Genomic DNA, 19363 nt, shown 5'->3' on the forward strand with positions numbered 1-19363 from the left:
GCGGGCTTGCCCGCGAAAAGGCCATCACCGACTGATACCCCTCACCTGCCCCTGCGCCGATAGGGAAACACATCGATCACCTTCCCTTCCCGTATCGCCCCCTGCAATCCCTGCCAGTAATCCGCGTCATACAGCTCCCCATGCAGCCGACTGAACAACCGCCGCTGGCCGATATCGGCGAACAGGAACGGCGGAAACTCCTCGGGAAACACATCGTGCGGCCCGATCGAATACCACGGCTCGCCAGACATCTCATCCTCCGGGTAGCGCGGCGGCGGGATATGGCGAAAATTCACCTCGGTGAGATAGCTGATCTCGTCGTAGTCATAGAACACCACCCGCCCATGCCGGGTAACGCCGAAGTTCTTCAGCAACATGTCGCCGGGAAAGATGTTCGCCGCCGCCAGTTGCTTGATCGCCAGCCCGTAGTCCTCCAAGGCTTCGAGCACCTGGGCCTCGCTGGCCTGCTCCAGGTACAGGTTCAACGGCGTCATGCGCCGTTCGGTCCAGCAGTGGCGGATCAGCACGCTGTCACCCTCCACGACCACCGTCGAGGGCGCGACCTCCAGCAGCTCGGCCAGGCAATCGGCTTCGAACTTGGCCACCGGGAAGCGAAAATCTGCGAACTCCTGGGTATCGGCCATGCGCCCCACGCGGTCGACACTTTTCACCAGGCGGTATTTTTCGATCACCGTGGCTCGGTCGACGGTCTTGGAGGGTGAAAAGCGGTCCTTGATGATCTTGAACACGGTATTGAAGCCCGGCAGGGTGAATACGCTCATCACCATGCCGCGCACGCCGGGTGCCATGACGAAACGGTCGTCGGTACTGGCCAGATGATTGATCAACGCGCGGTAGAACTCCGACTTGCCATGCTTGTAGAAGCCGATCGAGGTATACAACTCGGCAACGTGCTTGCCCGGCAGGATGCGCTTGAGAAAGTTGACGAACTCCGCCGGCACCGGCACATCGACCATGAAGTACGAGCGGGTGAACGAGAAGATGATCGACACCTCGGCCTCATCGGTGATCAGCGCATCGACCTCGATGCCATGGCCCTCGCGATGCAGTAGCGGGATCACCAGCGGCCACTGCTCGTCACGGGTGTACAGACGCCCGACCAGATAGGCGCCCTTGTTGCGGTACAGCACCGAGGAAAACAACTCCACGGCCAGCGCCGGGTCCTTGCATACCCAGTCGGGCAGGCATTCACGCAGTCGCTCCTCAAGGCGCGCCAGGTCGGCGTCGAGGTCGCCATAGGGCACCTCGAAAGCCTGGTCGGCAAGGATCGCCCGCAACAGACCACCCAGGCCGTCGCGCAACTGATAGGTGCGGGTCTGTGCCGCGCGCTCGTGGCCGCGCATGGCCGGGCGGGTGGTGTGGATGAACATGCAGCCGTCGCTGATCAGGTCGTGGCTGAACAGGCTGCAGAACAGCGAGTTGTACCAGGTCTCGGCCAGCTCATCGTCCAGGCGCGGGTCGATCAGGCGGATGTAGGCGCTCTTGACCAGCGGCCAGTGCTCCACGTCCAGCAGCAGCGAGGCGTCGAAACCTTCGCGCAGCCAGCCGTTGACCTCGGCGACCTTCTCCTCGTACAGGTTGATCCGCGCAGCAGCGGCCTGCTGGATCGCCTGCCATTGCGCCCGTTCGAAGCGTTCGCGGGCGCCCAGGGTGATGCGGCGAAAGTGTTCTCGGTAGTTGTCGAAGCCATCGAGGATCATCCGGGCGATGGCTGCGGCGGGCCAGGGCTGGGGCATGGTGAGAGGCTCGGTGGGTGGCGGAATGAAAAGAGCTTAGTCGGGTGTCGGTCTTTTCGCGGGGCAACACAATTGCCAAAGCAAGAAAGCACAAGAAACGCCCCGACACCTGACGTACACTCGCGCCCCTGCCCAGAACCCGGAGATACCCGTGAGCCCCATCGCCCTCGCCCGCCTGCTGACCCTTGCTGCCGTCTGGGGTGCGAGCTTCCTGTTCATGCGCATCATCGCCCCTGAACTGGGCACGGTACCGACCGCCTTCTTTCGCGTCTCCATCGCCTGCCTCGGCCTGATCGGCATCCTCGCCACAGCCAGGGTGCGCTGGGACTTCCAGGGCAAGCTCGGCGCCTGCCTGGTGCTGGGCATGATCAACTCGGGCATTCCGGCGACCTTCTATTCAGTCGCCGCGCAGGTACTGCCAGCGGGGTATTCGGCAATCTTCAACGCCACCACACCCCTGATGGGCGTGCTGATCGGCGCGTTGTTCTTCCGCGAAAGCATGACCCTGCCCAAACTGTGCGGGATCTTCCTTGGCCTGTTCGGCGTCGGCATCCTCAGCGGTGCAGGCCCGGTGGCGCTGGACATGGCCCTGGTGCAAGGCGCCCTGGCGTGCCTTGCGGCGACCACCTGCTATGGCTTCGCCGGCTTTCTCGCCCGCCGCTGGATCGGCGGCCTGGACAGCCGCCTGTCGGCCCTGGGCAGCATGCTGGGAGCGACCTTGCTGCTCAGCCCGCTGTTTGCCTGGAGCGCACTGACCCAACCACCCGCCAGCTGGGGTGGTTGGTCGGTGTGGCTGTCTTTGTTGGGCCTGGGGCTGGTGTGCACGGCCTTCGCCTACATCCTGTACTTCCGCCTGCTCAACGAGATCGGACCCGTCAAGGCCAGTACCGTGACCTTCCTGATTCCGGTGTTCGGGGTGCTGTGGGGGGCGTGGTTGCTGGATGAGCCGCTGTCGATGGCACACCTGTATGGCGGGGTCCTGATAGCCGCAGCACTGTGGTTGGTGCTGCGGCCGGCGCGTGCCTGAAATCGTACCGCCGCAGGCGGTATTCAGGCCTCGGCCATCTTCACCCCAGGCTTGCGGAACACGAACAGCAACCCCACCACGATCAACCCCATCCCCAGCAGGCTCAGCGGCGCCAGGCGGTTACCGAAGATGAGGAAATCCATCACTGCGGTCACCGCTGGCACCAGGTAGAACAGGCTGGTGACATTGACCAGGTTGCCTCGGGCGATCAACCGGTAGAGCAGCAGCGTCGCCAGCAACGACACCACCAACCCCATCCACAGCAGGGCGCCGACGAAGCTGGCGCTCCATTCGACATGCAGCGGCTGGAACGGCGCAAACACCGCACACAGGACAAACCCTGCCAGGTATTGCAGCGGCAAGGTTCCCATCGGGTTGTCGGTGATGCGCTTCTGCAGGATCGAGCCGAACGTCATGCTGTTCAGCGCCAGCAAGGCAAACAGCATTCCGGCGAGGGAAACCCCACCCAGGTTGATGCCCTGGTAGACCACCATCACCAACCCGCCAAGCCCCAGACCCAGGCCGAACAAACGGCTCCATGAACGCTGGCGCTCCATCAGCACCACGGTGAGGATCGGTTGCACCCCCATGACCGTGGCCATGACACCAGGGGTGACGTGGGTGTTGAGCGCCAGCAGGTAAAAGATCTGGTATGCGCCGAGCAGCACGCAACCGGTCCCCAGGGCGCGCAGGATACCGCCGCGACTGCGCGGCCAGCGCAATCTCAGCAAAGGGCCGATCAGCAACAGCCCTGCCAGGGCCAATGCCGAGCGCAGCAGCAGGAAGGCGAATGGGCTGGCCTGGGCCAGGCCGAGCTTGGAGACGATCGCCCCGCTGCTCCACAGCAGGACGAACAGGCTGGTGGTGGCCGCCGAGGCCACGGATGCTTTCGAAAGAACGGACATGTATTGCCACCTGAATATTGGGCAAGAGCCAAACGGTGGGCGCGCTTCAGCGAGGAAAGAGGCCGACCGTGTTCAGTAGGTTGCGAGTGCGCTTGGGCCGGCGAGAACGCCGATCAGCCCAGCACGACCACGCAGCGGGGCGGGGATACGCCGCCGACGACGCCACTGACAGGTGGTGGGTAGTGACTGATCATGGCCGGCTGCTGGCTGCCACGCACGACAACGCCCGCGACAGGCGCGAGAACGAAGGCAGTGGTGGAAGGGCTGGCTGGCATGGACAGGTCTTCGGGGAAGATGAATGTTTCGGAATATATCCGTGAATGCGGAGCTGGGCAACACCCTAGGGTGATCGGACGGCCTTCTTCGCGGAAAGCCCGCGAAGAAGGCCGCAGCGAATCAGAACAACCAGCGATACAGCAGATAGGCCACCACCACCGCCAGCACCGGCCGCAGGATGCGGTAGGCCTTGGGGTTGGAGCGCTTGAACTGCTTCACATGAGTGCTGATGCGGTTGCTGAAGCGCTTGCTCCAGGCGTAGGCCTGGTTGATCCCGCCCACCCGCTCGTCGTCGGTGTTCTGCGGCGCGGTGGCGCGGCCCAGGAACGCGCTGACCTTGCGGTTGATGCGGGTCATCAGCGGGCTGTTGAGCGGACGCTCGACGTCGCAGAACAGGATCACCCGCGTCACGTCGGTTTCGTTCTTCACCCAGTGCACATAGGTTTCATCGAACATCACATCTTCGCCGTCACGCCAGGCATAGACCTGGCCGTCGACGTAGATGCGGCAGTCGTCGGAGTTGGGCGTGGACAACCCCAGGTGATAGCGCAGGGAGCCGGCAAACGGATCGCGGTGCGGGTTCAGGTGGCTACCGCCAGGCAACAGGGCGAACATTGCACCCTTGACGTTGGGGATGCTGCTGACCAGCTCGACGGTACGCGGGCACAGTGCCTCGGCCGACGGCAGTGGCTTGTCGTACCATTTCAGGTAGAACCGCTTCCAGCCCTTCTTGAAGAACGAACCGAAGCCGGCGTCGTTGTCTTTTTCGGCTGCGCGGATATACCCCTCGTCGAACAGGCGCATGGCCTCTTCGCGGATCTCCTGCCAGTTATCCTTGAGCACATCCAGCTCGGGGAAGCGCTGACGGTCCAGGTAAGGTTTGGAAGGCACACCGGAGAACAGGTACATCAGGCTGTTGTAGGGAGCGAACAGCGCCGAATGGTTGACGAACTGGCGCAGTACCGGCAGGCGTGCCTTGCCGCGCAGGTGCACGAACAGCACACTGCCGAAGAACACCAGCAGGACACCCGCCTTGGCGACGAAGGAAAAGGTCATGCAACACTCCTTGAGGGGAAATCAGGCCATCCCCAGATAGCCGGACATGATAAACCCATCGAAGGCTGCTGCAAGTCACAAGCGGCAAGCGCGAGGATGAAGATCGAGGTCGCTTGACCCGGATCAGCACTCCTCGGCTTGCTGACTGCGCTGTGGACCTGACGTTACTGCTGGTTTTCCTGCTCGCTGAACATGTCGCTGAACAACATGCTCGACAGGTAGCGCTCGCCCGAATCCGGCAGGATCACCACGATGGTCTTGCCCTGCATCTCCGGCTTTTCTGCCAGGCGCACTGCCGCCGCCATCGCCGCGCCGCAGGAAATGCCGCACAGGATCCCCTCCTCCTGCATCAGGCGGATGGCCATGGCCTTGGACTCTTCATCGGTGACTTGCTCGACCTGGTCGACGACCGACAGGTCGAGGTTCTTCGGCACGAAGCCTGCGCCGATGCCCTGGATCTTGTGCGGGCTGGGCTTGAGTTCCTCGCCGGCCAGGGTCTGGCTGATCAGCGGCGAGGCCACCGGCTCCACGGCCACCGACAGCACCGGCTTGCCCTGGGTGTGCTTGATGTAGCGCGACACGCCGGTAATGGTGCCGCCGGTGCCGACACCTGCGACCAGCACGTCAACGGCGCCGTCGGTGTCGTTCCAGATTTCAGGCCCGGTGGTCTTCTCGTGAATTGCGGGGTTGGCGGGGTTTTCGAACTGACCTGGCTGGAAGTACAACGCAGGATCGGATGCGACGATCTCGTTGGCTTTCTCGATCGCCCCTTTCATGCCCTTGGCAGGGTCGGTCAGCACCAGCTCGGCGCCCAGCGCCTTGAGCACCTTGCGCCGCTCCAGGCTCATGGAGGCCGGCATGGTCAGCATCAGCTTGTAGCCGCGCGCCGCAGCGACGAAGGCAAGGCCGATGCCGGTGTTGCCCGAGGTGGGCTCGACAATGGTCATGCCCGGCTTGAGCTTGCCGCTGCCTTCGGCGTCCCAGACCATGTTCGCGCCGATCCGGCACTTCACCGAATACCCTGGGTTGCGCCCTTCGATCTTGGCCAGGATGGTCACCCCGCGCGGGGCGATGCGGTTGATCTGCACCAGCGGCGTGTTGCCGATGGAGTGGGCGTTGTCGGCGTAGATACGGCTCATGGCAGGGGTCCTTGAATCGTTGGAAACAGGCGGGAAAGCCTCAAGGGTAAGCCTGCCCCGGCAGCCCGTAAAGCCCGTTCGAACCAAGCCCGGCGCCTGGCGGTCAACCGCACAACCTGCCCTGGAGAGCTTGCGATGAAAGCCCGTTATCGCTGGCCGCTGATCGGCCTGGCCGGCCTGATCGTGCTGCTGGTGGCCCTGCACCTGGCACTGCCCTACCTGGTACGCGACTACCTCAACGACAAGCTCGCCGACATGGGCGACTACCGCGGCGAGGTCGCCGACGTCGACCTCGCCTGGTGGCGCGGCGCCTACCAGATCAACGGGCTGAAGATCGTCAAGACCACCGGCAAAGTGCCCGTGCCGCTGCTCGATGCGCCGCTGATCGACCTGTCAGTCAGTTGGCATTCGCTGTGGTACGACCAGGCCGTGGTCGCCGAGGTGGCCTTCGTGCGGCCCGAGCTCAATTTCGTCGATGGCGGCAGCAAACAGAACTCGCAGACCGGCCAGGGCACCGACTGGCGCCAGCAACTGGAGAAACTGCTGCCGATTACGCTCAACGAAGTGCGCATCGAAAACGGCACCCTGACCTTTCGCAACTTCCACTCCAAGCCGCCGGTGGACCTCAAGGCCACACAGCTCCAGGCCAGCATCCGCAACCTGACCAACGTGCGCGACGAAAAAGGCCGACGCGACGCCAGCTTCGAGGCCGACGCGCTGATTGCCGGCGATGCCAAGGTCGAAAGCCGCGCCACTTTCGACCCGTTCAGCGACTTCGATGACTTCGAGTTCCGTCTGCGCGCCACCGGCATCGAACTGCGCCGGCTCAACGACTTCGCCAGTGCCTATGGCAAGTTCGACTTCAATGCCGGGCATGGTGACGTGGTGATCGAGGCCCAGGCCGAGAACGGTAGGCTCAATGGCTATATCAAGCCGTTGCTGCGCGATGTCGATGTGTTCGACTGGCAGCAGGATGTCGAAGACAAGGACAAAGGCTTCCTCCGCTCGATCTGGGAGGCGGTGGTCGGTGCCAGTGAAACGGTGCTGAAGAACCAGCCGAAGAATCAGTTCGCCACCCGCGTCGAACTCAGCGGCAGTGTGCATCAACAGAACATCAGCGCATTCGAGGCGTTTCTGCAGATATTGCGCAATGGCTTCGTCCAGGCATTCAACGCCCGCTACGAGCAGCCGCCGCCCAAGACTGACTGAAACGCGGGTGACGGGCCATTCAGCGACTGAATACCCGGTCTGCGTTTGCAGCGGCCTGGGGCCGCGTTATAGTCGGGGCACATCATAGACATGAGTTCTCGGTGTCGGCCTTTTCGCGGGCAAGCCCGCTCCCACAAGGTACTCTCCCCTGTGGGAGTGGGCTTGTCCCGCGATGAGGCCGCCATCGACACCCCGCAGAGGATCGGCTCCATGAAATTCGAAGGCACCCGCAACTACGTCGCCACCGACGACCTGAAGCTGGCGGTCAACGCGGCCATCACCCTCGAACGCCCACTGCTGGTCAAGGGCGAGCCAGGCACCGGCAAGACCATGCTGGCCGAGCAATTGGCCGAATCTTTCGGTGCACGCCTGATCACCTGGCACATCAAGTCCACCACCAAGGCCCACCAGGGCCTCTACGAGTACGATGCGGTGAGCCGCCTGCGCGACTCGCAACTGGGCGTGGACAAGGTCCACGACGTGCGCAACTACCTGAAGAAAGGCAAGCTGTGGGAAGCCTTCGAGGCCGATGAGCGCGTCATCCTGCTGATCGACGAGATCGACAAGGCCGACATCGAGTTCCCCAACGACCTGCTGCAGGAACTCGACAAGATGGAGTTCTACGTCTACGAAATCGACGAGACCATCAAGGCGAAACAGCGCCCGATCATCATCATCACCTCCAACAACGAAAAAGAGCTGCCCGACGCCTTCCTGCGCCGCTGCTTCTTCCACTACATCGCCTTCCCCGACCGCGAGACCCTGCAGCGCATCGTCGATGTGCACTACCCGAACATCAAGCAGTCGCTGGTCAGCGAGGCGCTGGACGTATTCTTCGACGTGCGCAAGGTGCCGGGCCTGAAGAAGAAGCCCTCCACTTCCGAGCTGGTCGATTGGCTCAAGCTGCTGATGGCCGACAACATCGGTGAGGCGGTGCTGCGCGAGCGTGATCCGACCAAGGCCATCCCGCCGCTGGCCGGTGCCCTGGTCAAGAACGAACAGGACGTACAACTGCTGGAGCGCCTGGCCTTCATGAGCCGTCGCGGCAACCGCTGAGGGGCTGGCCATGCTGCTCAACCTGTTCAATGAAATGCGCGCGGCCAAGGTGCCGGTGTCGGTGCGCGAACTGCTCGACCTGCTCAACGCCCTGCAACAGCGCGTGGTATTCGCCGACATGGACGAGTTCTACTATCTGGCGCGGGCAATCCTGGTCAAGGACGAGCGCCATTTCGACAAGTTCGACCGCGCCTTCTCGGCCTATTTCAAGGGCCTTGAAAACCTCGACCGCCACCTGGAAGCGCTGATCCCCGAAGAATGGCTGCGCAAGGAGTTCGAACGCTCGCTCAGCGATGAAGAGCGCGCGCAGATCCAGTCGCTCGGCGGGCTCGACAAGCTGATCGAGGAATTCAAGAAGCGTCTCGAGGAACAGAAGGAACGCCACGCCGGCGGCAACAAGTGGATCGGCACCGGCGGCACCAGCCCGTTCGGCTCCGGCGGTTTCAACCCCGAAGGCATTCGCGTCGGCGAGGCCGGCAAACGCCAGGGCAAGGCGGTCAAGGTCTGGGACCAGCGCGAGTACAAGAACCTCGACGACCAGGTCGAGCTGGGCACGCGCAACATCAAGTTGGCCCTGCGCCGCCTGCGCAAGTTCGCCCGCGAAGGCGCCGCCGAGGAGCTCGACATCGACGGCACCATCGATCACACCGCCCGCGATGCCGGGCTGTTGAACATCCAGATGCGTCCGGAACGGCGCAACACGGTCAAGCTGCTGTTGCTGTTCGATATCGGCGGATCGATGGATGCCCACGTGAAAGTCTGCGAAGAGTTGTTCTCGGCCTGCAAGACCGAGTTCAAGCATCTGGAGTACTACTACTTCCACAACTTCGTCTACGAATCGGTGTGGAAGAACAACCTGCGCCGCACCTCCGAGCGCTTTTCCACCTTCGATCTGCTGCACAAGTACGGCGATGACTACAAGGTGGTGTTCGTCGGCGATGCGGCGATGGCGCCGTACGAGATCACCCAGCCGGGCGGCAGCGTCGAGCACTGGAACGAAGAGGCCGGGTACGTGTGGATGCAGCGCTTCATGGAGAAATTCAGGAAGATCGTCTGGATCAACCCCTACCCCAAGCAGACCTGGAACTACACCGCGTCCACCCAATTGGTGCGCGAGCTGGTCGAGGACCGGATGTTCCCGCTGACCTTGCAGGGGCTGGAGGAAGCGATGAGGTATCTGTCCAAGTAGCCTGTACCGACCCTATCGCGGGGCAAGCCTGCAGGCCCCCTACCGCCCCTGCGAACAGTGGGGAATCTGTGGGAGCGGGCTTGCCCCGCGATAGGGCCCGATAGCTCACGCCCAGCGCTGCAGATACCCCTGCTGCTCCCGCCACGCCGTCTCCTGCACCACCGCCCTGAACCGCACCACCGCCCCTGGCATGCACTGCGCCAGCTGTGCCAACGCCAGTGGCGTCAAGGCCCCCAGCCGCGGATAGCCGCCGATGGTCTGGCGATCATTGAGCAGCACGATCGGCTGCCCATCCGGCGGCACCTGCACCGCCCCCAAGGGAATCCCCTCGGAAATCATCGGCGCCCCCTGGTAGACCAGTTGCGGCCCCAGCAGGCGGCTGCCCATGCGATCGGCACGGCTGTCCAGCGTCCAGTCGCTGTTGAAGGCCTCGAACAGGCTGGTGCCGCTGAAGTCGCCGATCTGTGCGCCCATCACCAGGTCCAGTACCGGCTTGGCCGGATATTCCGGGCGCAGGGCTTCGGGCACTTCACGCAACGCCGGTGCGCCCTCGGCAAAGCGCAGAGCCTGCCCCTTGGCCAGCGCCTCGCCGCGCCCCTCGATGCCCCCCAGCGCTTCACGCGCCACCGTCGAACAACTGCCCAGCACGGCTTTGCCGACAAAACCGCCAGGGGCGGCCAGGTAGGCACGCACACCCTGGCGTGGTTGCCGCAGCGTCAGGCGTTGGCCCTTGTGCAGGGCGAAGCTGCGCCAGGGCGCCAGCGGCTGGTCGTCGACCCTGGCGTCCAGGTCGGCGCCGGCCAGGGCCAGCACGCAGTCCTGCTCGGCGAGCAGGCTCAAACCACCCAGCGCCACCTCCACCACGGGCGCGTCCAGGGCATTGCCCAGCAGCCAATTGGCCCAGTTCATCGCCACCCAGTCCAGCGCCCCGCCCTGGGTCACGCCCAGATGCCGCACACCCAGGCGCCCGGCGTCCTGTAGCTGGCACAGCGCGGTGCTGGCTTCGATCCTCAACTGCGTCATGCCAGCGCCTCCAAAGGACGGTCATCGCCGCCCAATGCCATGAATTCGGTGTGCGACACCGCCACGAAACGTACCCGGTCACCCGGCTGCAGCAAGCTGTAGCCATCACGTTCGCGGTCGAACAGACGCACCGGCGTACGCCCGATCAGGTTCCAGCCACCCGGCGACACCGCAGGATAGGCCGCCGTCTGCCGCTCGGCGATGCCCACGCTACCGGCTGCAACGCGCTTGCGCGGTGTGCTCAGGCGTGGCGTGGCCAGGCGTTCGTCCACCAGCCCCATGAACCCGAACCCCGGTGCAAAACCCAGGGCGAACACCGGGTAGTCACGCGCGCAGTGCAGGCCAATCACCTCGTCTTCGCTCAGGCCGCTGCGCGCAGCCAGCAGCGCCAGCTCCGGGCCGACACTGGCGTGGTACCACACCGGAATCTCGTGACGCCGACCACTGTGGCCTGCATCCGGCTGCAAGCCTTCCAGCGCCTGGCCAATTCGCACGCGCGCCTCCCCTGGCGCCAGGTTCGACTGCAACATCAGGGTGGTGTAGGACGGTACCAGGTCGACCAGGTGCTCACCGAACGCTGCACGCAGGCGCTGGTTGGCGGCGAGGATCCACGGCATGTTGGCCTCGTCGATGGTGTCGAACAGCCGCACCATCAGGCTGTCGATCGCCACCACTTCGATACGTGGCTTCATCGCGACATCCTCATGCCTGCAACGCATCGAGGGCCTGGCGGATCTGCCGCACCGCAGCCACCGAGCTTTCGTTGTCGCCATGCACACACAAGGTGGCGGCATCGAGGCGCAGCGCGCTGCCGTCGTTGGCCACCAGTGCCTCGCCACGCGCCAGGCGCACGGCCTGTTCGACCACCAGGGCCGGGTCATGGTGCACGGCGCCGGGCAGGCGGCGCGACACCAGGTGGCCGCTGGCGGTGTAGGCGCGGTCAGCGAACGCTTCGAACCACAACGGCACCCCGATCTCGTCGCCCAGGGCCTGTGCAGCACTGTCGTCGGCGGTGGCCATCAGCATCAGCGGCAGGCCGGCGTCATAGGCGGCCACCGCCTCGAGCACCGCACGCAACTTCTGCGGGTCGGCCATCATGTCGTTGTACAGCGCGCCATGCGGCTTGACGTAGGCCACACGACCACCGAGCACCTTGCAGATGCCCTCCAGGGCGCCGATCTGGTAGTGCAGCAGGTCGCGAATCTCGTCGTCGCTGCAGGCCATCGAACGGCGGCCGAAGCCGACCAGGTCCGGGTAGGCCGGGTGCGCGCCGATGGTCACGCCATGCTGCAGCGCCAGGGCCACGGTGCGGCGCATGGTGCCGGGATCGCCGGCATGGTAGCCGCAGGCGATGTTGGCGCAGTCCACGAAGGGCATGACCTCGGCATCCAGGCCCATGCGCCAGTTGCCGAAACTCTCGCCCATGTCGCAATTGAGAAGCAGGCGGTTCACCTGTCGAACTCCTGTTGTGCTGTTCATAGGTCTACCTTAACGCGCCTTCAGTTCTTTGCCGCGGGTTTCTGGCAGGCTCAGGGCGGCGACGATCACGATGCCATAGGACACCGCAGCGAATGCGCCGATGCCCAGGCCCAATGGGATCTTCTCGCCGAGCAGGCCGATCAGCAGCGGGAACATCGCCGCCAGCACCTTGCCGACGTTGTAGCAGAAGCCCTGCCCCGAGCCGCGAATGCGCGTGGGGAACAGTTCGGTGAGGAAAGCCCCCATGCCGCTGAAGATCCCCGAGGCGAAGAAGTCCAGCGGGAAACCCAGCCACAACATGACGCCGTCACTGACCGGCACCTGCGTGTACAGCAGGACGATGACGAACGAACCCACCGCGAACAGGATGAAATTCTTGCGACGCCCCAGCAGGTCGCTGAGGTAGGCGCTGATCACATAGCCGATGTAGGAACCGACGATGACCATGGCCAGGTAGCCGCCGGTGCCCAGCACGCTCAGGCCGCGCTCGTTCTTGAGGAAGGTCGGCAGCCACGAGGTGATGGCGTAGTAGCCACCCAGCGCGCCGGTGGTCAGCAACGAAGCGCGGATCGTGGTCCAGAGCATGCCGGAGGCGAAGATTTCGTAGAAGTGCGAAGGCGCCTCAGGCTTTTCTGCATTCTTGGCTTCGCGGTAGACCTCCGGGTCCTTGACCATGCGGCGTACGAAGATCACGAAGATCGCCGGCAACAGCCCGAGCAGGAACAGTGCACGCCAGGCCTGTTCGGCCGGCAGCCAGGAGAACAACAAGGCGTAGAGGATCGCGGTCAGGCCCCAGCCGATGGCCCAGCCCGATTGCACCATGCCCACGGCCTTGCCGCGGTCCTGGGCACGGATCACCTCGCCGATCAGCACCGCACCGGCGGTCCACTCGCCACCGAAGCCAAAGCCCATCAGGGTGCGGGCGATCAGCAGCTGTTCGTAGCTCTGGGCGAAGCCGCAGAGGAAGGTGAAGAAGGCGAACCACAGCACGGTCAGTTGCAGGGTACGTACGCGGCCGATGCGGTCGGAGAGGATACCGGCGACCCAGCCGCCGATGGCCGAGGCGATCAGGGTGCTGGTGTGGATCAGGCCGGCCTCGGCGGTGCTGATGCCCCAGATCATGATCAGGGTGGGGATGACGAAGCTGAGCATCTGCGTGTCCATGCCGTCCAGGCCATAGCCGATCTTGCAGCTCCAGAAGGTACGTCGTTGCTGGGAGTCGATGTCACGGTACCAGGCAAAGGGCCCGCCCGAAGATCGGGCGGGTGCCTGCTGCTGTACGCCGGTGGGGTTCATGGATGCCTCGGCTTGTTGGTATTGTTTGAGGAACGACTGCGTGTTCGCGGCCTGGACGCTATTGTTCAAAGCCCGCGCAACCTGCGTCCAACGAGAAAAACCGTCGGTCTGGAACAAGAAAACCTGATCGCCCAGCCTTGCGAGCACACGATGAACCTGCGATTTCTCGAAACCTTCGTCTGGGTCGCCCGGCTCAAGAGCTTTCGCCTCACCGCCGAGAAGCTGTTCACCACCCAGGCCTCGGTGTCCAGCCGCATCGCCGCACTGGAGGCCGACCTCGGCGTGAAGCTGCTGCTGCGCGACTCGCGCGGTGTCAGCCTGACCCCGGAAGGCAGCAAGGTGCTGGAGTACGCCGAGCGCATGCTCGACACCGCCAAGGCGATGAAACAGTCGCTGGGCGGCGAACGGGCGGTGGTCGGCCGGATCCGCCTGGGGGTCATGGACACGGTGATCCACACCTGGATGAGCGCCTTGGTGGCCGAGTTGACCGAGCGCTACCCGCAGGTTGAAATCGAGTTGGTCGCCGACACCTCGCTGAACCTGCGCGACCAGTTGCAGAAGGGGTTTCTCGACGTGATCCTGCAGACCGACCTGCTGCGCCAGGAAAGCATCCGCAGCCTGGACCTGGCGCGCTATCCCATGGGCTGGATCGTCGCTACCGGCTCACCGCATCATCGTGACTATGCGTCGCTGGCCGAACTTGCGCGCGAGCGGATCATCACCTTTTCGCGCAACTCCCGGCCGCATCAGGAGGTGTTCAGCCTGCTGCAGAGCGCGGGGAGCGAGACGCCTCGGCTGAACTGCGTGAACTCGGTGTCGGCAATCACCCGGCTGCTGCGCGATGGCTTCGGTATCGGCGCCCTGCCCCCGGCGCTGGTCGCCGCAGAGCTGGCACGCGGCGAGCTGGTGCTGCTGACCGGGCTGCAGCCACCGCCTAGCCTGGAGTTGGTGGTGTCGTGGCAGACCGGGGTGGAACTGGTCGATGAAGTGGTGGGGTTGTGCCGGCAGGTGCTGGGGCGCTATGCGCAGGATGTGGGGGGGCAGCGGATCGTGCTGGTCTGAGCCGGGAGTGTGTCAGTCCCGGCCTCATCGCGGGACCAGCCCGCTCCCACAGGGATTGAGCTGGCCTTTAGATTTTGAACAGGACAGTAGCTCCCGCAAGGTCCAACATTGTGAGAGCGGCGGTTCGCCGCAGCGACTCGTCCCGCGGTGAGGCCCGCCCCGGCAACGAAATACCTGCAACCTAGCGCCAGCTTTCCTTCACAGCCCGGCGCCGCCCGCCCAGGATCACCCAGCCGATCCCCAGCAACACGCTCTCGACCAGGAATGCAAGCAGGAAGCCGCTGGCGATCCCCCAGCCGATCGCCTCGGGCACCAGCAGGATCTGGTAGCTGTAGCCCTTGAGCGTCTCTTCACGCAGTTGCGGATCGGCCTGCACCAGCACATGCCAACTGCGGCTGGCCCAACTGCCTTGCAGCGCCTGCCATTCGTTTTCCAGCAACTGGTTGCGAATCACCAGGCTTTCGATGCTGTTGGCGTCACTGTTGAACACCGGGTCGTCACTGGTGCGGTAATGGCGCACCAATGCCTGCAGGTCGCCGTTGAAGAAGCGCTCGGCAGTTTCCTGGAAGCCCGCCAGCGCTTCGCGCGACTCGAGCATGTGGGCCTCGACCCGCTGGCTATAGTCCTTGACCAGGCCGGGCACCTGGACACCGGCCAACAGGCCGAAAGTGAACAGCAGCAACCGCAGGTAACTTCTGAACATGCTCTGTCCTTAGCCTTTGGCGACGCACTCGCCGTGCCGCCACAGGGCCCATTGACCCGGCTCGTAACGCTGCCAGGTCTCGTTTTCGGTCAGGGCCTCGGTGGCGATCACCGTGACCACATCGTTGGGCGTGGTTTCCGATTGAAAATCCACGATCAGGTCGACATCTTTCAGCCGTGCGGCACCAAAAGGCGCGCGTCGGGTGATATGGACCAGCTTGGTCGAACAGAAGCAGAACAGCCAGTCGCCGTCGCTGAGCAAGCAGTTGAACACGCCCTTCGCACGATACCCGGCGCAGGCCTCGACCAGCACCGGCAGCAGCGCCTCGACCTCCACCGGTTCAGGGAATGCCGCCCGCACGCGGTTGAGCAGGTCGCAGAAGGCCGCCTCGCTGTCGGTGTCGCCGACCGGGCGGTAGAACGTCTTCTCGCCACTGAAATCGGCGAGCTGGCCGTTGTGCGCGAAGCACCAGTTGCGGCCCCAGAGCTCACGCACGAAGGGGTGGGTGTTGGACAGGCAGACCTTGCCGACGTTGGCCTGGCGGATATGACCAATAACCACTTCGCTCTTGATCGGGTAACGCTGCACCAGGTTGGCCACCTCCGACTCGCTGCTCGCGGCCGGGTCCTGGAACAGGCGCAGGCCACGCCCTTCGTAGAAGGCGATGCCCCAGCCGTCGCGGTGCGGACCGGTACGCCCGCCACGCTGCATCAGGCCGGTGAAGCTGAAGACGATATCGGTGGGGACATTGGCACTCATGCCCAGCAATTCACACATTGGCGAGGGCTCCGTCCTAGATCCGTGGCTCGACGCGGCCACCACCATTGCTCGGGCGACGCGGCGCAGGGGCGGCAGGCTCTTCGCGGTAGCGATCACGGCGATCGGCGACGGGCGCGTCAGTCATGATCTTCTGATCCTCCGCCTCCTGGCGCTTGGCGGCGGCCTCGGCCTTCTCGCGGCGCTCGCGGGCACGCTTTTCCAGTGGCCAGCGCAGCAGCACGAACAGCAGGTAAAGGCCGAAGGCGATCATGCCGTACATCGCCAGGTCCGAGGCCGCGCGCCAGGCGTTGTTGCCCACCTTGAACGCCAGGTCCAGAGCGGTAATGGCAACGGCCGGGGCAAAGCTGTCCTTGACCGGATCGACAATGGTGGGGGTGAACAGCAGCACGGCAACGATCACCCGCAGCGGCTCGCGAAGCCAGCGCCACATCCAGCCGGTCAGCTTGAAGGCCACCAGCAGGCAGCCCAGGGCGGCGACAGCGTAGAGGCCCCAGGCCAGTGTGTAGTCTTGTTCGATCATGGTGTCCGTGCAAGGCAGGCAAAGAGATGCCTATGATAAACACTTTTACGGGCACAGGCGCCTCTTCCCTCTTGAAGCCTGAGCGGCCTCTTCGCGGGCAAGCCCGCGCCTACGGACCTGCGATGCTCGCGAAGAGACCGGCACAGACGCCACCAGACCACGGACATCCCATGCATACCAGACCCAAGCCCCCCATCGCCCGCCCTGCCCAAGCCGCCGATCCCTACGCCTGGCTGCAGGAGCGCGACGCCCCAGAAGTGCTGGCCTACCTGGAGCAGGAAAACACCTACCAGCAAGCCTGCCTCGCCGACCAGGCCGAGCTGCGCGAACAGCTGTTCGAAGAGATCAAGGGCCGCATCCTCGAAACCGACCTGTCGCTGCCCTCGCCCTGGGGCCCATACCTGTATTACACCCGCACCACTGCAGGCGACGAGTACCCGCGCCACTACCGCTGCAAGCGCCCGGCCGACGACGGCAACCAGGTCGACGAAGGCAGCGAGCAACTGCTGCTCGACCCCAACGACCTGGCCAACGGCGGCTTCCTCGCCCTGGGCGCATTCAATGTCAGCCCCGACCATCGCCTGCTGGCCTACAGCCTCGACACCAGCGGCGACGAGGTCTACACCCTGTACGTCAAGGACCTGGACAGCGGCAGCGTCGCCACCCTGCCCTTCGACGACTGCGACGGCAGCCTGACCTGGGCCAACGACAGCCGCACGCTGTTCTTCGCCGAACTGGACGACACCCACCGCCCGTGGCGCCTGCGCCGCCACACATTGGGTGAAACCGACGCGAGCACCGTGTTCGAAGAGCCGGACGGGCGTTTCTTCCTGCACTGCTACCGCGCAAGTTCCGAACGCCAGCTGGTGCTGCTGCTCAACAGCAAGACCACCAGCGAAGCCTGGGTGCTCGATGCCGCCACGCCACAGGCCGACTTCACCTGCCTGGCGCCGCGGGTCGAGGGCCACGAATACTTCCCCGACCACGGCCAGCTCGACGGCCAGTGGCGCTGGTTCATCCGCAGCAACCAGGACGGCATCAACTTCGCCCTGTTCCACGCCCCGGCCGACCAGGTGCCCAGCCGCGCGCAATGGCAGGTGCTGGTGCCGCACCGTGACGACATCATGCTCGAAGGCCTGAGCCTGAACGCCTCGGCACTGTCACTGAGCCTGCGTGAAGGCGGCCTGCCGATCATCGAAGTCCGCCCCCAGGGCCTGCCGGCCTATCGCGTCGAACTGCCCGACGCCGCCTACAGCCTCTACGTGCAGGACAGCCTGGAGTTCTCCAGCACACGCATCCGTCTGCGCTACGAAGCGCTCAACCGGCCGGCCCAGGTCCGCCAACTGGAGCTGGCCAGTGGTGAGCAGCAGGTGCTCAAGCAGACCCCGGTACTCGGTCGCTTCGATGCCGACGACTACGTCAGCCAACGCCTGTGGGCGACCGCCAAGGACGGCACCCAGGTGCCGATCAGCCTGGTGCGCCGCCGTCAGGACCTGGACCGCGAGGTGCCGCTGTACCTCTACGGCTACGGCGCCTATGGCGAGAGCCTCGACCCCTGGTTTTCCCACGCCCGCCTGAGCCTGCTCGAGCGCGGCGTGGCCTTTGCCATCGCCCATGTGCGCGGCGGCGGCGAGCTGGGTGAGGCCTGGTACCGGGCCGGCAAGCAGGAGCACAAGCAGAACAGCTTCGACGACTTCATCGCCTGCGCCGAACACCTGATCGCCCAGGGCGTCACCCGCACCGAGCAACTGGCGATCAGCGGCGGCAGTGCCGGCGGCCTGCTGATGGGCGCAGTGCTCAACCAGAGCCCTGAGCTGTTCCGCTGCGCCATCGCCGAGGTGCCTTTCGTCGATGTGCTCAACACCATGCTCGACCCCGAGCTGCCGCTGACCGTCACCGAGTATGACGAGTGGGGCAACCCCGAGGAGCCTGAGGTGTACGCACGTATCAAGGCCTATGCCCCCTACGAGAACGTCAAGACCCAGGCTTACCCGGCCATCTTGGTGGTGGCCGGCTACAACGACAGTCGCGTGCAGTACTGGGAGGCGGCCAAGTGGGTGGCGCGCCTGCGCACCTGCAAGACCGACGACAACCTGTTGCTGCTCAAGACCGAAATGGGCGCCGGCCACGGCGGCATGAGCGGGCGCTACCAGGGGCTGAAGGACGTGGCCCTGGAATATGCATTCGTCTTCAATGAGCTGGGCGTGGTGTAAATCGCGTTTCTTGTTGTCATAGAGTTCTCGCATACCCGTGGCCTCTCCCACAGGGTATGTGGAAGCTCTCAAATACCGGACGACACGAAGAACAACACATGCCCGACCCAAGCCTCCTCAGCGCCGAAATCCGCGACATGCTCATGGACTGCGGTTTGTTCGACAGCCTGCAGCCCAGCGACTTCCAGGCCGTCGCCGGTTATTTCGCCATCACGGCGATGACCGAGGGCCAGACCATCTTCGCCGAAGGCGACGCCGGCACCTTCATGTGCATCCTGTACCGCGGCGTGGTGTCGGTGCGCAAGACCGACGGCAACGGCCAGCAAGTCGAGATCGCGACCTTGCGCAAGGGCCGGGCCTTCGGCGAAATGGCCGTGCTCGACGGCGAACGGCGCTCGGCCAGTTGCGTGGCGGCCAGTGATTGCCAGTTGCTGACGCTGGGCAAGGACTCGCTGGACAAGATGCTCAACGACGCCCCGCGCATCGCCGCGCGGATCATCCGCGCCCTCGCCGTGGCGTTGTCGAAACGCTTGCGGATGCAGGACGGCCAGCGTCTCTCGCAACAGGTCTAGGCTCTGTATGAAAAGCCTTGATACTCGGTGATGCTGCGTTGAAAACAGCCTGGTGCGCCAGCCCGGTCGGAATGCTCATTTACAACCCGTAAAGTCGAGCG

The 19363-nt window shown here is 64.4% G+C and carries 19 protein-coding genes; 7 read left to right on the plus strand and 12 right to left on the minus strand.

The annotated features are described in order from the left end of the window. Positions 1–41: 41 nt before the first annotated feature. Positions 42–1757, minus strand: a complete 1716-nt coding sequence (gene aceK / locus F6X62_RS16335; protein ID WP_153774163.1) for a bifunctional isocitrate dehydrogenase kinase/phosphatase — start codon at positions 1755–1757, stop codon at positions 42–44. Positions 1758–1908: 151 nt separating this feature from the next. On the opposite strand from aceK, the gene F6X62_RS16340 reads away from it, so the two are divergent. Beyond that, positions 1909–2784 (plus strand): DMT family transporter, encoded by an 876-nt coding sequence (locus tag F6X62_RS16340; RefSeq protein WP_153774164.1) that lies wholly within the window; start codon positions 1909–1911, stop codon positions 2782–2784. A gap of 23 nt (positions 2785–2807) precedes the next feature. Here the strand turns inward: F6X62_RS16340 and F6X62_RS16345 are convergent, their stop codons facing one another. The 4 genes from F6X62_RS16345 to cysK form a co-directional block, all read right to left on the minus strand. Beyond that, positions 2808–3689: a DMT family transporter gene (locus F6X62_RS16345; protein ID WP_153774165.1), complete on the minus strand. Its 882-nt coding sequence runs from the start codon at positions 3687–3689 to the stop codon at positions 2808–2810. Positions 3690–3802: 113 nt separating this feature from the next. After that, complete coding sequence (locus F6X62_RS25220; RefSeq protein WP_178117560.1) at positions 3803–3964, minus strand: hypothetical protein; 162 nt, start codon at positions 3962–3964, stop codon at positions 3803–3805. 121 nt (positions 3965–4085) lie between these two features. After that, positions 4086–5021: an aspartyl/asparaginyl beta-hydroxylase domain-containing protein gene (locus F6X62_RS16350; protein ID WP_063543682.1), complete on the minus strand. Its 936-nt coding sequence runs from the start codon at positions 5019–5021 to the stop codon at positions 4086–4088. A gap of 164 nt (positions 5022–5185) precedes the next feature. Further along, entirely contained in the window at positions 5186–6160 is a 975-nt protein-coding gene (gene cysK / locus F6X62_RS16355; RefSeq protein WP_063543680.1) for a cysteine synthase A, read from the minus strand. A 135-nt stretch (positions 6161–6295) separates the two neighbouring features. Between cysK and F6X62_RS16360 the strand changes: the two genes are divergently transcribed. The 3 genes from F6X62_RS16360 to F6X62_RS16370 all read left to right on the plus strand — a co-directional run bounded on the left by F6X62_RS16360 (position 6296) and on the right by F6X62_RS16370 (position 9614). Next, on the plus strand, positions 6296–7369 hold the full coding sequence (locus F6X62_RS16360) for a DUF748 domain-containing protein (RefSeq protein ID WP_153774166.1): 1074 nt from the start codon (positions 6296–6298) through the stop codon (positions 7367–7369). Positions 7370–7579: 210 nt separating this feature from the next. Further along, a complete protein-coding gene (locus F6X62_RS16365; protein ID WP_054895020.1) occupies positions 7580–8425 on the plus strand; it encodes a MoxR family ATPase in 846 nt (281 codons plus the stop codon). A 10-nt stretch (positions 8426–8435) separates the two neighbouring features. After that, the gene (locus tag F6X62_RS16370; protein ID WP_054895021.1) at positions 8436–9614 is read left to right on the plus strand and encodes a VWA domain-containing protein; all 1179 of its coding nucleotides are present in this window, start codon (positions 8436–8438) and stop codon (positions 9612–9614) included. A gap of 105 nt (positions 9615–9719) precedes the next feature. Here the strand turns inward: F6X62_RS16370 and F6X62_RS16375 are convergent, their stop codons facing one another. From F6X62_RS16375 to F6X62_RS16390, 4 genes are read right to left on the minus strand one after another with little or no spacing between them, the layout of a single operon-like run. Next, positions 9720–10637 carry a biotin-dependent carboxyltransferase family protein gene (locus F6X62_RS16375; protein WP_153774167.1) on the minus strand — a complete coding sequence of 306 codons (918 nt, stop codon included), beginning with the start codon at positions 10635–10637 and terminating at the stop codon, positions 9720–9722. Further along, a complete protein-coding gene (gene pxpB / locus F6X62_RS16380; protein ID WP_153774168.1) occupies positions 10634–11329 on the minus strand; it encodes a 5-oxoprolinase subunit PxpB in 696 nt (231 codons plus the stop codon). The genes F6X62_RS16375 and pxpB overlap by 4 nt, the downstream gene beginning before the upstream one ends. A gap of 10 nt (positions 11330–11339) precedes the next feature. Further along, positions 11340–12116, minus strand: a complete 777-nt coding sequence (locus tag F6X62_RS16385; RefSeq protein WP_063543672.1) for a 5-oxoprolinase subunit PxpA — start codon at positions 12114–12116, stop codon at positions 11340–11342. A 9-nt stretch (positions 12117–12125) separates the two neighbouring features. Then, complete coding sequence (locus F6X62_RS16390) at positions 12126–13412, minus strand: MFS transporter (RefSeq protein WP_153774169.1); 1287 nt, start codon at positions 13410–13412, stop codon at positions 12126–12128. Positions 13413–13562: 150 nt separating this feature from the next. Between F6X62_RS16390 and F6X62_RS16395 the strand changes: the two genes are divergently transcribed. Continuing rightward, a complete protein-coding gene (locus F6X62_RS16395; RefSeq protein ID WP_063543670.1) occupies positions 13563–14474 on the plus strand; it encodes a LysR family transcriptional regulator in 912 nt (303 codons plus the stop codon). A gap of 181 nt (positions 14475–14655) precedes the next feature. On the opposite strand, the gene F6X62_RS16400 is transcribed toward F6X62_RS16395, so the two are convergent. From F6X62_RS16400 to F6X62_RS16410, 3 genes are read right to left on the minus strand one after another with little or no spacing between them, the layout of a single operon-like run. Beyond that, complete coding sequence (locus F6X62_RS16400) at positions 14656–15177, minus strand: DUF2937 family protein (protein WP_065861438.1); 522 nt, start codon at positions 15175–15177, stop codon at positions 14656–14658. Between the two features lie 9 nt (positions 15178–15186). Continuing rightward, positions 15187–15954 (minus strand): class II glutamine amidotransferase, encoded by a 768-nt coding sequence (locus tag F6X62_RS16405; protein WP_054895027.1) that lies wholly within the window; start codon positions 15952–15954, stop codon positions 15187–15189. A 16-nt stretch (positions 15955–15970) separates the two neighbouring features. Then, positions 15971–16477 carry an MFS transporter gene (locus F6X62_RS16410; protein ID WP_153774170.1) on the minus strand — a complete coding sequence of 169 codons (507 nt, stop codon included), beginning with the start codon at positions 16475–16477 and terminating at the stop codon, positions 15971–15973. 170 nt (positions 16478–16647) lie between these two features. Between F6X62_RS16410 and F6X62_RS16415 the strand changes: the two genes are divergently transcribed. Both F6X62_RS16415 and F6X62_RS16420 read left to right on the plus strand, forming a co-directional pair. Further along, positions 16648–18690, plus strand: a complete 2043-nt coding sequence (locus tag F6X62_RS16415; RefSeq protein WP_153774171.1) for a S9 family peptidase — start codon at positions 16648–16650, stop codon at positions 18688–18690. A gap of 98 nt (positions 18691–18788) precedes the next feature. Beyond that, a complete protein-coding gene (locus F6X62_RS16420; protein ID WP_153774172.1) occupies positions 18789–19262 on the plus strand; it encodes a cyclic nucleotide-binding domain-containing protein in 474 nt (157 codons plus the stop codon). The last annotated feature ends 101 nt before the right edge of the window (positions 19263–19363 follow it).

This window comes from Pseudomonas sp. MNR3A (assembly GCF_009650575.1).
GTDB classification, from domain to species: Bacteria; Pseudomonadota; Gammaproteobacteria; order Pseudomonadales; family Pseudomonadaceae; genus Aquipseudomonas; species Aquipseudomonas machongensis.

Excerpts from the sequence above, each read along its gene's own strand:
- aceK (WP_153774163.1), bottom strand. The coding sequence starts at position 1,757 with ATGCCCCAGCCCTGGCCCGCCGCAGCCATCGCCCGGATGATCCTCGAT.
- F6X62_RS16345 (WP_153774165.1), bottom strand. The coding sequence starts at position 3,689 with ATGTCCGTTCTTTCGAAAGCATCCGTGGCCTCGGCGGCCACCACCAGC.
- F6X62_RS25220 (WP_178117560.1), bottom strand. The coding sequence starts at position 3,964 with ATGCCAGCCAGCCCTTCCACCACTGCCTTCGTTCTCGCGCCTGTCGCG.
- F6X62_RS16350 (WP_063543682.1), bottom strand. The coding sequence starts at position 5,021 with ATGACCTTTTCCTTCGTCGCCAAGGCGGGTGTCCTGCTGGTGTTCTTC.
- cysK (WP_063543680.1), bottom strand. The coding sequence starts at position 6,160 with ATGAGCCGTATCTACGCCGACAACGCCCACTCCATCGGCAACACGCCG.
- F6X62_RS16360 (WP_153774166.1), top strand. The coding sequence starts at position 6,296 with ATGAAAGCCCGTTATCGCTGGCCGCTGATCGGCCTGGCCGGCCTGATC.
- F6X62_RS16365 (WP_054895020.1), top strand. The coding sequence starts at position 7,580 with ATGAAATTCGAAGGCACCCGCAACTACGTCGCCACCGACGACCTGAAG.
- F6X62_RS16370 (WP_054895021.1), top strand. The coding sequence starts at position 8,436 with ATGCTGCTCAACCTGTTCAATGAAATGCGCGCGGCCAAGGTGCCGGTG.
- F6X62_RS16375 (WP_153774167.1), bottom strand. The coding sequence starts at position 10,637 with ATGACGCAGTTGAGGATCGAAGCCAGCACCGCGCTGTGCCAGCTACAG.
- pxpB (WP_153774168.1), bottom strand. The coding sequence starts at position 11,329 with ATGAAGCCACGTATCGAAGTGGTGGCGATCGACAGCCTGATGGTGCGG.
- F6X62_RS16385 (WP_063543672.1), bottom strand. The coding sequence starts at position 12,116 with ATGAACAGCACAACAGGAGTTCGACAGGTGAACCGCCTGCTTCTCAAT.
- F6X62_RS16390 (WP_153774169.1), bottom strand. The coding sequence starts at position 13,412 with ATGAACCCCACCGGCGTACAGCAGCAGGCACCCGCCCGATCTTCGGGC.
- F6X62_RS16395 (WP_063543670.1), top strand. The coding sequence starts at position 13,563 with ATGAACCTGCGATTTCTCGAAACCTTCGTCTGGGTCGCCCGGCTCAAG.
- F6X62_RS16400 (WP_065861438.1), bottom strand. The coding sequence starts at position 15,177 with ATGTTCAGAAGTTACCTGCGGTTGCTGCTGTTCACTTTCGGCCTGTTG.
- F6X62_RS16405 (WP_054895027.1), bottom strand. The coding sequence starts at position 15,954 with ATGTGTGAATTGCTGGGCATGAGTGCCAATGTCCCCACCGATATCGTC.
- F6X62_RS16410 (WP_153774170.1), bottom strand. The coding sequence starts at position 16,477 with ATGATCGAACAAGACTACACACTGGCCTGGGGCCTCTACGCTGTCGCC.
- F6X62_RS16415 (WP_153774171.1), top strand. The coding sequence starts at position 16,648 with ATGCATACCAGACCCAAGCCCCCCATCGCCCGCCCTGCCCAAGCCGCC.
- F6X62_RS16420 (WP_153774172.1), top strand. The coding sequence starts at position 18,789 with ATGCCCGACCCAAGCCTCCTCAGCGCCGAAATCCGCGACATGCTCATG.